General features: G+C 68.4%; 7 protein-coding genes. All 7 read right to left on the bottom strand.

The window, feature by feature from the left end:
* Positions 1–2 precede the first annotated feature (2 nt).
* The 7 genes from AC1D29_RS28375 to AC1D29_RS28345 all read right to left on the bottom strand — a co-directional run bounded on the left by AC1D29_RS28375 (position 3) and on the right by AC1D29_RS28345 (position 12,546).
* Positions 3–2,213, bottom strand: coding sequence for an exo-alpha-sialidase (locus AC1D29_RS28375; protein WP_477903911.1), 2,211 nt, complete (start codon positions 2,211–2,213; stop codon positions 3–5).
* Between the two features lie 78 nt (positions 2,214–2,291).
* Positions 2,292–3,950 carry a glycoside hydrolase family 5 protein gene (locus AC1D29_RS28370; RefSeq protein WP_477903909.1) on the bottom strand — a complete coding sequence of 553 codons (1,659 nt, stop codon included), beginning with the start codon at positions 3,948–3,950 and terminating at the stop codon, positions 2,292–2,294.
* A 161-nt stretch (positions 3,951–4,111) separates the two neighbouring features.
* Positions 4,112–6,907, bottom strand: a complete 2,796-nt coding sequence (locus AC1D29_RS28365; protein ID WP_477903907.1) for a WD40/YVTN/BNR-like repeat-containing protein — start codon at positions 6,905–6,907, stop codon at positions 4,112–4,114.
* A 135-nt stretch (positions 6,908–7,042) separates the two neighbouring features.
* Positions 7,043–8,566 (bottom strand): family 43 glycosylhydrolase, encoded by a 1,524-nt coding sequence (locus AC1D29_RS28360; RefSeq protein ID WP_477903905.1) that lies wholly within the window; start codon positions 8,564–8,566, stop codon positions 7,043–7,045.
* Entirely contained in the window at positions 8,563–11,043 is a 2,481-nt protein-coding gene (locus AC1D29_RS28355; protein ID WP_477903903.1) for a glycoside hydrolase family 95 protein, read from the bottom strand. Before AC1D29_RS28355 ends, AC1D29_RS28360 begins: the two co-directional genes overlap by 4 nt.
* 4 nt (positions 11,044–11,047) lie before the next feature.
* Positions 11,048–12,370: a GDSL-type esterase/lipase family protein gene (locus AC1D29_RS28350; RefSeq protein ID WP_477903901.1), complete on the bottom strand. Its 1,323-nt coding sequence runs from the start codon at positions 12,368–12,370 to the stop codon at positions 11,048–11,050.
* Positions 12,367–12,546, bottom strand: a complete 180-nt coding sequence (locus AC1D29_RS28345) for a hypothetical protein (protein ID WP_477903899.1) — start codon at positions 12,544–12,546, stop codon at positions 12,367–12,369. Before AC1D29_RS28345 ends, AC1D29_RS28350 begins: the two co-directional genes overlap by 4 nt.
* Between the last annotated feature and the right edge of the window lie 108 nt (positions 12,547–12,654).

The following is a 12,654-nucleotide window of genomic DNA, read 5'->3' as shown; positions in this document are numbered from 1 at the left end:
GCTCAGGGTTTGAGTGAATGGGGAGCGTCGGCCGGCATGCCGTAGACGATGCCGCGGCCCACGGTGCTCATGTAGACCAGGCCTTCGATGTTCATGTCGCCCATGACGAACTCGCCGTTGCCCGGGCCACCGAACTGATGCGCGTCGTCGTTGATGCGCTGCCAGGTGGCGCCAGCGTCGGTGGAGCGGTACACGCCGAGCGGCTTGCCCTGCGGCGAGCCCCAGATGAAGACGGTCGGGTAGGGCGCGCCGGCCATCGCCTTGCCGAAGCCCACGGCACCGCAAGAGGCGATGTTGGAGAAGGTGGTGAACGTGCGGCCTGAGTCGGTCGAGCGCGCCAGGCCGCCTTCCTTCAGCGCCACCCAGACGTCACCCTCGCGCCCCGGCGCCACGCGCACCAGCGACGAGCCCTTGGGCGCAAGCGTGGCGGTGGCGGCAAAGCTGGCGCCGCCGTCGGTGCTCACGCGCACGGTGCCGCGGTCGTAGGCGTAGAACTTGGCCGGGTTCACCGGGTCGCCCACCGGCCGCACCGGCGCGTCCTCCAGGCCGCGCACTGCGGTCCAGACGGGCTTGGCTTTGACGAAGTCGGTGGAGCGGAAGGTGAGGTGCTTGCCGTCTTCCTGGCGGAAGCTGTGCAGCAGCGCGGCGCCGTCGGCCGACAGCGCCAGCGTGCCGTAGCCACCCTGCATGCCGGCCACCTCGGTCCACGTGGTGCCCGTGTCCGCTGAGCGATACATCTTCTTGCCACCCACGCGCACGACGACCGCGGTGTTGCTGCCGGCGACCGCGAGGCCCGAGGTCGAGCCCAGGCGGGGTTCGTGGATGGGCGCAAAAGCGTCGAGCTTTTGATGGCGGAAACCGTCGTAGTCGGCGATCACCGACAGCAGCGGGCCGCCGGGCACGCTGACGGCAACGTTGGGCACGGTTTCCTCCAGCCCCTTGACGGTGAAGGTCCAGGTGGCCGGCTTGGCGTCGATGTCGGCGGTGCGGAACACGCCGTTGCCGGAGGTGACCCAGACGGCGCGGGTGTCGAAGGGGTCGAACTCGATGGAGCCCGTCCAGTGGATGGCGTAGGCGGAGATCCAGCTGACGCCGCTGGTGTCCATGGCGAAGCCGCGCTCCACCACGTCGGTCCAGCTGAGGCCGCCGTCGTCGGTCACGTAGAAGCGGTCACCGGCGTTGGCGCCGCCCTGCGGCATCCAGGTGTTGATGGTGGAGATGACCAGCCGCTTCGCGTTGGCGGGATCGACTGACACGCCCGAGAACGCGCGCTTGACGCCCTTGGGCGTGACGTTGGTCCAGCCACCGCTGGCGACCTGGTACTTCCAGACCTGGCCGGCCGTCAGTGGCTCCGGTGGGTTCAGCTTCTTCCAATCGCCATGCGGACCCGAGCCGTCGCCATAGCTGATGTAGAGATGGCCGTCGCGGGCGAGCGTTGCGCGCTGCGGGATGTAGGCCGAGGGCGCATCGGCCACCGGCTTGAAGCTGGCGCCGGCGTCGTCGCTGCGGAAGAGGTTGGGGCCGACCGAGCCGAAGCGCGACACGCCCACGAAGACGCGCTGCGCCACGCCCCTCGCCACGCTGGTCGGGTCCAGCAGCACGAAGCTGATGCCGGTCTCGTTGGGCGTGGTGGTCACGGGTAGAGCGTCCACGCGCTGGAAGCTGGCGCCGGCGTCGAGGCTCTTGAACAGGCCGTTGGTGCGCGAGCCGACGTAGAGGACGTTGCTGTCGCCGGGGTCGACCTGCAGCTTCTCGCCGTTGCTGCGGCCCAGACCGTTGCCGTTGGCGCGGAAGAGGTGGCTCACGTCGGTGACGCGGCTGAAGGTGGCGCCGCGGTCGGTGGAGCGCAGCACCGCCGTCTTGCCGCCGCTGAAATAGGGCACGCCGGCCAGCAGGTAGACGACGGCGCTGTCCTTGGGATCGAGTGCCAGGGCGTCCACGCTCAGCAGGCCCACGTCGGCCTCGGACACGCCGTCGAGCAGCGAGGTCCAGCGCGCTTGCGCGGCGTCCCAACGGTAGGCGCCGCCGACGTCGGTGCGGGCGTAGATCAGGCCGCGCTCGGTCTTGCTCGGCACGATGGCGGCCACGTAGCCACCCCCGCCAATCGCCAGGCTGTCCCAGCGGTAGGGCTCGGCCTGGCTCAGAGAGGCCAAAAGCGCCAACGCCGTTGCCAGCAGCGGACGCCAGAAAGGCTTGGTTCGTATCAGTTTCATCTGGGTCGACGCCATCACGCGCGCCTTAAAGCAGGAAACACCGGGTCGTGAACTCACGACCCGGTCTACGTCGTCACATCACTTGGCGTTGTCGACGATGGCCTTGATCAGTTCAGGGAAGTACTGCGCACCGGTGTAGCGGTTGAACAGGCCGAACTGGTGGTCGGCGTCATAGCCGTTGTCCCACCATGTCGGGACGAGGCCGTGCTGGAAGGCCGACTTGGTCACGTACTTGGTCCAGGCGGTGCGGTAGGTGCCGGCCGGGTCGTACTCGGACTTCAGGATCGCGCCGTACTCACCCATCAGCACCGGCATGCCGGCGTCGACGAAGCGGGTCTTCAGCTTCTGGAACTGAGCGTCCACGTAGGCTTCATTGGCCCAGGTCTCGGTCACGGCCGGGTTGGTCGCGGTCGCGCCCCACTGCCAGATGTTGCTGCCGCCGTCGAGGGCGAAGTGGTACGGATCGTAGAAGTGCACTTCCAGGAACATCCGATTGGTCGCGGAGTCGTTGGGCTTGATGAAGCCGTTGTAGGTCGAGTCGATGTTGGTGTTGAAGCCCTGCACCACGAGATGGCGCTTGGCGTTGTTGCCGCCCGTGGCCCGCACCGTGTTGACGAACACCTGGTTGAACCCGTTCTGAACGGCCTGGTACTCGGCCGTCGGCGGGCCATAGTCGCCTGCGACCATGACTTCGTTGGTGCCGGCGAACAGCAGGTAGTCGTCGTAGTTCTTGAAGTTGTTGGCGATCTGCGTCCACAGCTTGGCCAGGCGCGCGTTAGCGCTCGCTTGGTAGGCGTAGGTCGGGATCAGCCAGCTGCCTTCATGGTGCGTGTTCAGCACGACGTAGAGGCCGGCGTTGCGGGCGTAGCCCACGACCTCGGTGACGCGCGCCATGAAGGTCGGGCTGATGTTGCCGTCGGCGTCGGCGTACTGGTTCCAGCTGACGGGAAGGCGTATGGTCTTGAAGCCGGCCGCCTTCACCGCGCTGATCAGTTGCTGGTTGATCAGCGGGTTGCCCCAGTTGGTCTCGTTGGGCGAGGCGTCCAGCGAGTTGCCCACGTTCCAGGCGGGCGACATCAGCTGCGACAGCTGCACGCTCGTCAGGTCGCGCATGGAGCCGGGCACGGTGATCACGAACGCCTGCGTGGTCTTGGCGCCGCAGCTGTTGGTGTAGGTGGCGGTGGCCGTGCAGCTGGCGGCGGGCGTGATGGTCTGCTCGCGTGCCGAGCCTGATGTGCCGCAGCCGCTCCAGCCCCACGAGCCGCCGGTGACAGGCTGCGGGCCGAGGATGGCCGAGTTGCCTGCGGTGACGGTGGCCGACGACGTCTGCGTCCAGGAGCCATTGACGCTCACATAGGGCGTGATGGCCGTCGGCGTGCAGGCCGTGCCGCGCGTGGCGCTGGCCGAGCCGGAGTTGTAGCTGCCGGCGCTGGTCGTGAACTTGACCCAGTACCAGTAGGGCGTGCCGGTGTTGGCCGAGCCGTCGGCGTAGGTCCTGGCGCTGCTGGCCGGTACCGCGATGCGGCTGCGGCCGTTGGGGTCGGCGTCGGTGTCGCGGTAGACCTCCAGCCGCGAGACGTTGCCGCTGACAGTCCAGTTGAGCTGGTTGTTGTTGGCCGAGCCGTTGGCGGTCAGGCAGACGGTGGCGCCGCCGCCGCTGCCGCAGCTTTGTGCCTGCGCGAGGGTGCCTGCGCTCGCGCCGAAGGCGAGCAGCAGTGCGGGTATCAAGGTTCTCATGTTCTACCTTTCAAGGTTGAAAGTGCTCGGCCGGTTGTCTCCTCCGGATGCGAGCGTTGTAGGAGGCCGGCCCAGGGTCTGGGCACGGCCTCGACGACAGTGATGAATGGAACGGCAGGCCCGGCGTCTGGATTTGGACGCCGGCCTGCCGAACCCTCGATTCAATTGCTGTACAGCATTCCTCGACCGGTGCCACTGATGTAGATGCGGCCGTAGATGCCTTGATCGGCCGCCATGACGCCAATGCCGCCGAACTGGTTCGCGTCGTCGTTGAAGCGCGTCCAGGTGGCGCCGCCGTCGTCGGAGCGATGCACGCCCCAGACGCCGTTGCTGACGCCCACGACGTAGACCGCAGCCGAGTACGGGGCGCCCGCCTTGGCTTTGCCCAGTGCCACCGCAGAGGCGCCCTGCACCTGCGCCCATGGGTTGCCGACGAAGATCGACGCGAAGTTGCTCAGCTTGGTCCAGGTCGTGCCCGAATCCGTCGAGTGGTACACGGTGTTGCCATCGGCAAGCCAGAGGTCGCCCTCGACGTTGGGGTTGACCGCCAGCGAGGTGTTCCCGAAATAGTTCGGTGCCAGCCCCGCGTTCACCGAACCCTGGCTCAGCGTGAAGGTGTGGCCCCCATCGGTCGACGTGTAGACCTTGCCGGGCGTGCCCCACCAGTTGCCACCGGAATCGTAGGCATAGACCTTGTTCGGGTTCTTGCGATCGGCAACCAGGTGGTAGGCGCGGGGGTAGATGCTGTTGATCGCCGGCAGATTGGTCGGCACCCAGGTGGCGCCGTTGTCCGTCGTGTAGGACGGCACCGAGTAGCCGGGTGCCCAGACCGCTTTGTTGCGCGCGGTGATGGCGATGCTCGCTTCCCCACCCGTGTTTTCCGCCGCGCCCGGTGCGTAGGTGGCGAACTTCGCCCAGGCCTTGCCGCCGTCGCCGGACCACATGCCGTAGGCGGTGTTGTTGCCCAGCACGACGCCGATGGTGGCCATGTACTGCGGATCGGACCACGCCATGTCGGCGGCGAAGGCGTTGCTCCAGCTGGTGGCCGGCGTCAGCGTCGGCTTGGTCGTGAGGTTGGTGTGCACCCAGGCGCCGACGTCACCCGTGCTGTTGATCACGGTGTACGTGGCACCGGCCGGCGGCGTGGCCAGGCCCAGGACGGCCGTTTCCTCGATGCCGTCGACCAGCTCGTTCCAGCTCGGCGTGGCCGAGGACGCGTTGCGGGTTTCCCAGACCCCGCCGCCAGTGACGTGCAGCACGCGCTCCCGGTTGAGCGGATCGATCTCGACATCGTCGGGCCAGCCCCAGAAACCGCCATCGGCCGGCGTGTGCGGCATCATGGCCGCGATCTCGCGCCAGTTGCGGCCGGCGTCGTCGGACAGCCGGATGATCTGCTGACCGCTGTAGTTGCCCCAGGTGTTGGTCACGCCCAGCGCAATGCGCGTGGTCGCGCCGGTGCCGGAGACCGACAAGCCACCGTAGCCAGCGGAGTCATTGCTGTTGAGCAAGGTCCAGTTGCTGCCGTCGAACTTGTAGAGGCGGGCGGGACCGCCGGCGCCCGGGCCGGTCTCCTTGGTGAAGGCCACATAGAACATGCCGTCAGCGGCGCGCACCATGTGCGGGATGTGATAGCCGGAGATCGGCACCGCGACCGGGGTCCACGAGGCGCCGCCGTTGCTGGACTTGTACAGGTTCGAGGCCAGGCCGGCTGTCTGGACGTAGTCCGGCGCGATGGGCACGTAGAGCGTCTGCGTGGCCGTGCCGCTGCCCTTGGTGCTGGTGTCGTAGACGACCGTCTCGACGCCCATTGCGCTGTTGATGCCCAAGGCATTGACCTGGTCCTGGGTCAGCTTGGCGCTCGACAGCGACGTCACCTGCGCCCAGGTGAGGCCGGAGTCGGCGCTCTTCCAAAGGCCGGCTGTGCGCGTGGCGTAGAACAGCGTCGACGGCTTGTTGGGGTCCACCATCAGACGCTCGCCGATGGCCCGGCCCGGGTTGTTGCCGCCCAGCGGGAAGGGCAGGGCGACGTAGGTCCACTGGTCACCGCGGTTGCTGGAGATGTACAGGCGGCCGTTGCCCCCGAACGTGTACATGCCGGCGCCCATGTAGACGCGTTGGTCGTTGTTCGGATCGACGGCCATACTTTCGACGCCGTGGAAACTGGCCTCGCCGCCACCGAAGCCCAGGCCGTCGGTGATGGGCACCCAGGACGACGTCGGTTGGTTCCAGCGGTAGGCGCCACCGATGTCGGTGCGCGCGTACAGCAGGTTGGGAGTCGTCGGGTGGAAGACGAGGCCGCTGACATAGCCGCCGCCGCCGAACTTCGTGCTCGTCCAGGTACCCACCTTGATGGAGAACGTCTGCTGGGTCTTGGCGCCACAGCTGTTGGTGTAGGTGGCGGTGGCCGTGCAGGCCGCAGGCGGCTGGATGGTCTGCTCGCGCGACGCACCGGCGGTGCCGCAACCGCTCCAGCTCCACATGCCGCCGGATGTCGGCTGCGGGCCGAGGATGGCCGAGGCGCCGGTCTTGATGGTGGCCGATGCCGTTTGCGTCCACGCACCGTTGGCGTTGATGTAGGGCGTGATGGCCGTCGGCGTGCAGTTGGCGCCAAGCGTCGCGTTGGCCGAGCCGGAGTTGTAGCTGCCCGCGTTGGTCGTGAACTTGACCCAGTACCAGTAGCGCGTGCCGGTGTTACCCGAGGCGTCGTTGTAGCTCCTGGCGCTGCTGCCCGGCACGGCAATGCGGATTCGGCCGTTGGGGTCGGCGTCGGTGTCGCGGAAGATCTCCAGCGACGTGACGGCGCCACTGACGGTCCAGCCCAGCTGGACGTTGCTGGCCGTGCCGGTGGCCGTGAGGCAGACGGTGGCGCCGCCGCCGCTGCCGCAGCTTTGCGCCTGGGCGAGCGAACCTGCGGTCGCGCCGAAGGCGAGCAGCAGGGCTGGTATCAAGGTTCTCATGTTCTACCTTTCAGTGAAGGTGCTCGGCCGGGTTGTCTCCACCGGACACGAGCGTTATGGCGGGGCGTAGTTCAATGCGTGGAGCTACATCCCGACAACGACGATGGATTTGGGTGGCGGCAAGGGATCAATGGATCAAGCATCCAGGCGGCGGTAGGTGAAGCGTTTCATGCGCACCTCACCGGCGCCGGCGGCAAACAAGGCCAGCCGCAGGCTGTGGAGGCTGTCGAAGGTGTTCTGGTGCATGACGGAGACCTGCTGCAGCCAGGGGTTGGGCATCCAGCAGCCGTCGCTGGTGGCGTGATGGAAGCTGACCAGATGGCGGCGATGCGTGAGCCTCAGGCGGTGATGGCGGCCCTGCACCGGTTGCTGCATCCAGCGATGCGCCTGGCCGTAGCTGTAGGTGTGCATGCCGTCGCCGTCGATGCCGATGCCGACGAAGCCGCGTGCGTCGTGAAAGAGGGCGAGGCCGCCCTGCGCGTCGCCGCTGATCTCGAACTCGAGTTCGGCCTCGTAGGCGTGGTCACCCACGACGCAAGTCAGCGGTGAGCAGTCGGCCAGGCTGCTGCCCTTGCCGGCGAGCAGAAGGCCTCGGTCGCCATGGCGTGCGCGCTGCAGCTCGTCCGGCCCGGCGTCGAAGAAGCTCCATTGGTGGCCGATGCGCTGGCCGCTGAAATCGTCCGACAGCGCCGGCACGCCCGGGCAGGGTTGGGCCCAGCGAGGCTTGCGCTGGGGCCGACCGAGCGCGCTGCCGCGGGTACGGAACCAGCCGTCGCGACCCCATTCGATGGGCTGCAGCAGTGGCTGGCGTCCAAGGGTGCGGTGCCCTTGTTCGTGGCCGTGGCAGGCCAGCCACCAGTCGCCATTCAGCCCCTCCACCAGGCTGGCATTGCCACTGATGGACCAGGTCGCGTCGGCATTCTTGAGCGGGTTGAACGGACAGTCCTCCCATGGACCGAAGAGGGAGGACGATCTGGCGACCGTGAGGACGTGCTCGCCTGTCTGAGCGCCCGCGCCTGCGGATGCACGCAGCAGATAGAAGTGCCCTTCGCGCTGGATCAGCCGCGGGCCGGATGACGTGAACACTGCCTGCCCGGCGTCATGCTCGGTGAGTGCTGGCGTGTGAGCGTGGACAGGTCCGCCCACCGTCGCGAGGCCGTCGTCGGTCAGCTGGATGCGGCGTACGCCATTCACGAACAGGTGGCGGCTGCCGTCCTCGGCGACGACGTGGCTGGCGCCGAAGCAATCCGTCAGTCCGAGATCGATCGGGTCGCTCCAGGCGCCGGCAATGTCATCGGCCTGCACGACATGGATGGCCGCGCGACCGGCCTGCAACGCGGCCAGGTAAAGGAAATAGCGCCCGTCGTGCTTGACCAGGTCCACGGCCCCCACCGTGCCGATGGGGCGGGTCAGCGCAATACCGACCGGTGACCAATTCACGAGGTCCCGCGAATGCCAGATCACGGGGCCGGGTGTGAACTGCAGCGACGAACAGGCCAGGTAGTAGTCGGCGCCGTCTTTCAGGATGCAGGGATCGGGGTGGTCACCGGGCAGGACGGGATTGAGGAAGGTTCCGTCACCCAGGTCCGGTCGACGCTGCGCATGGGCGCTTGCACCGTGCGACGCGACCGAAGGTGTGACGAGCTCAATCATGGTCATGCGCCAGGCGTGAAATCGGCGGCGCCCAGATGGGCATGGCCGCGTTCATCCAGCTTCGCCGTGACGCGCTGGCCGAGGTAGCGCAGCGCGACGCTCGCCTTGGCCGGCCCGCGCAGGCGCACCCGCGTCAGTCGGCCAGCCTTCCAGTCGACATCCAGCTCCAGCCCGCCATGCGCCCGCACGCCGTGCAGTCGGCCCTCGGGCCAGGCTTTGGGCGCGGCGGCCAGCAGATGCACCTCGCCGCCCCAGGACTGCACGATCATCTCCAGGATGGCGGCGGCACCGCCGAAGTTGCCGTCGATCTGGAAGGGCGGGTGGGCGTCGAACATGTTGGGGTAGGTGCGCGCCGGCCCCAGCAGGCCTTGCAGGACCTTGTAGGCCCGCTCGCCGTCGCCCAGGCGCGTCCACAGTGCCAGCCGCCAGGCGGTGGCCCAGCCGGTGCTTTCGTCGCCTCGGGTGTTCAGCGTCTTGCGGGCGGCCTGGGCCAGTGCGGGTGTGTCGCGCACGTTGATCTGCTCGCTGGGGTAGACGGCGTAGAGGTGCGAGACATGGCGGTGCTGCTGGTCGGTGGCCGACGCATCCCAGTCCTCCAGCCATTCCTGCAGTTGGCCCTGCGCGCCGATGCGATCGGCCGGCAGGCGGGCTCGCGCCTTGCGCACGGCAGCGGTGAATGCCGGGTCGTCCTCGCCAAGCTGGGCCTGCGCCGCAATGGCCGCGTCGAACAGGTCGCGCAGGATCTGGCGGTCCATTGCCGGCCCGGCGCACAGTGCGATGTCGGCGTGGTGGTTGTTCTCCGGCGACTGCGACGGGGAGGTGACGAGGCCGCGCCCCTTGCGGTCTTCGACCAGCGTGTCGAGGAAGAACAGCGAGGCACCCTTGAACAGCGGCACGAGTCGGCGCAGCATGGCCGGGCTCGGGTTGTACTGGTAGTGCTGCCACAGCGTCGTGCACAGCCAGGCGCCGCCCGTGGGCCACATTCCCCACAACGGGCCATCGATGGGCGCAGTGGCACGCCACAGGTCGGTGTTGTGGTGCGCGACCCAGCCGCGCGCGCCATAGCTGTTGCGCGCCGTACGCGCGCCGGTGACGGCGAGGTCCTCCACCATCTTCAGCAGCGGCTCGACGCACTCGTCCAGGTTCGCCGGCCCGGCGGGCCAGTAGTTCATCTCCGTGTTGATGTTGATCGTGTACTTGCCTTCCCACGGTGGGTGCAGCACCTCGTTCCACACCCCTTGCAGATTGGCTGGCTGGCTGCCCGGCCGCGAGGACGACAGCAGCAGGTAGCGCGCGTACTGCACGTACATCGCCGCCAGCGCAGCGTCAGGCTGCCGGGGTACGCCCTTGATGCGGGCGTCGGTGGTGCGGGCACCCGCCTCGTGGCCACCGAGGTCGATGTGCAGGCGGCGGAACATCGCACGGTGGGCCTTGAGATGGTCGTCGCGCAGCCGGGCGAAGGGCTTGCGCGCGGCGGCGGCGGTGCGCTGGCGCACGGCGGCCACCGGGTCGCCGCTGGTGTCCTGCCGGTTCACATAGCTGGTCTCGCCGGAGACGACCAGCGTCAACCGGCGCGCGCCGCGAACGCGCAGCCGGTCGCCGCTGGCCTCGATGTGGCCGTCGCCCACGGCCTGCACGCGCAGCGCAAAGCGCAGCTGACCGGGGATGCCGAACGCCTGGACATTGCGGCCCTCGACCAGCAAGGCGTCGCTGCCGTCCGCTCGCACAGCCAACGACGCCGGCCGCTTCTCGGCGTTCAGCGATTCACGGTGGTCCCAGGGTGCGCCGACGAAGACGACGCCATCGGCGTCGTACCTGGTGTCGCCGAAGCCGCCGTAAGGCTGGTAGTCAGCGTGGCGGTAGCCGAGGTCGAGGTCGATCGTGCCATCGCCCTCGATCTCCAGCCGAATCACCGTCACCTGGTCCGGCACGCTGCAGAAGGTCTCGCGCCGGTGGCGGCCGCCGCCGTCGATGAAGGTGGTGACAGCGATGGCGCTGTCGAGGTCCAGGCTGCGGCGATAGCGCGCTGCGGCTTTCACACCGGGGAAGTCGAGCAGCAGGTCGCCGGCGCCGCTGAAGGGCATCTGCTTGATGGGCTTGCCCATCAGCGCCTCGGAGACGAGCTCGTTGGCCTCCTTCCAGCGCTCCTGCTCGATGAGGCTGCGCACCTGGGGCAGCGCCTCACGGAACTTCGGGTTGTCCGGCACGTAGGGGCCGCCGCCGTAGAGCGTGTCGATGTTGAATTGCAGCCGCTCCTGCGCGGGGCGGCCGAAGACCATCGTGCCCAGGCGGCCGTTGCCGAGCGGCAGCGCCTCGATCCATGGGCCGGCGGGCTGGTCGTACCAGAGGCTCAGCGCATCGGCGCTCACGCCGGCGGCGCCGGCCTGCACCCACTGCGGCAAGGCTGCCAGGAGGGAGGTGAGGGCGGGCGCCAGGGTGGAGGCGGCGACGAAGCCGCGGCGGGTGGTCGGGGTAATGTCCATGGGATCAGGGCCGCAACGGACCCTCCTTGAGGAGCTTCTGCAGCGTCGGGGCCATCGCCCGCTGCCAGAGACCGTAGCCCTTCTCGTTGGGATGCAACAGGTCGGGCATGACGTCCTTGCCCAGCGTGCTGTCGGCGTTCAGCAGCGCGGCATTGATGTCGAGAAAGTGGACGTTGCGGCCGTCGGCATAGCCGGCGACGAGTTTGTTGACACGCTCGTTGATGCCGCGCAGGAAGTCGTCGGGCTTCTCGCCGCGCGGGAAGATGGCCAGCAGCAGCACCTGGGTGCCGGGCAGGCGCTGGCGGATCTCGTCGACCAGGCGCTTGATGCCGGCCGCCGTGGTGGCCGGGCTCTCGGCGCGGTGGCCGGTGTTGTTGGTGCCGATCATCAGCACGGCCACCTTGGGCGCAATGCCGTCGATCTCGCCATGCTGCAGCCGCCACAGCACGTTCTCCGTGCGGTCGCCGCCAAAGCCCAGCGCCAGGCCGTTGAGCCCGGCGTAGTGGCGCTGCCAGACCTCGCGGCCGTCCTTCTCCCAGCCCTGGGTGATGGAGTCGCCGATGAAGACGATCTGGGGCGCCGTGCCGGCTTCGACGAGCTTGCGCTTCTCTTCGAGCTTCTCCTTGTGGCGCGGCAGCCACCAGTCGACGGCCCAGGACTCGTCGAGCATCGCCGGCGTGACGGACTCCGTGCGGTAGTCCGGGCAGGCAAGACCTGGCTTGGCCGCCTGCGTGATGCGAACGTTGGCCACGCTGACGCGCCCGCTGCCGGTGCTGTCGAGCGCAAACGGCAGCCTGATCTTGGAGAAGTCGGCGCCCTCGCGCGTGAAGCAGCTCATGGGCAGGGCGATGTGCTGCCAGCCCTTGCCGGCGGCGGCGCGTGCGGGTGCGATGAGGTTGACGCTGCGCTCGCAGCCGTCGCCGCAGGCCACCTTGGCGCGCACGCCGCCCTGGGCCAGCTCGCCGACGTCGAGGTCGAACTCCAGCGTGCCGCCGAGGTAGGGCCGCAGGTCCAGCGGCTGGCGCGACTCGAAACGCAACGTGGCCTGCCAGAGGTCCTTCCAGTCCAGCAGCACGGCCTCGCGTTTGCCGGCGCTGCTGAGCGTGCTGGCGCCCAGTGTGCTGGCGCGGGCGTACTCGGCCGTGGGAGCGGGTACGACGACGCTGTCACCACCCAGCTCGGCCTGGGCCTCCCAATGGCCGACGACGGTGCGCCAGGCGCTTGGCGGGGCCGGCAGGATGGTGATGTCCGGCGCCGTCTGCGCCAGGGCGCCGAAGACCGACGTGGTCAGCAGCGCGCCCAGGATGGCCTTGCGAACGCCGCTCACTTGTAGCGCCCCATCTTGACCGTCAGCACGCGTGGGTTGGCGACGAAGTTCAGGCCCCAGTCGTCGTCGCGTTGGACGAGGCGGGGCGGTTCGGTAGCGAGGGATGCGAAAGAGGCAAACAGGCAGAAGGCGGTGACGCTGGCGACGCGCTGGCTGGCAAGGGAAATCTTCAGCATGGCTGTTTTCGGGAATGACCGTGGCTACAGCCAGAGAGGCGCGCGTGCGGAAAGAGGGCCGTACGCATGCCGAAGATGGCCGCCCCTGCGGCCACTGCTGAAACTGCA

The organism is Roseateles sp. P1_C6 (assembly GCF_056406315.1).
This window is presented reverse-complemented; position numbering and strand designations above follow the sequence as displayed.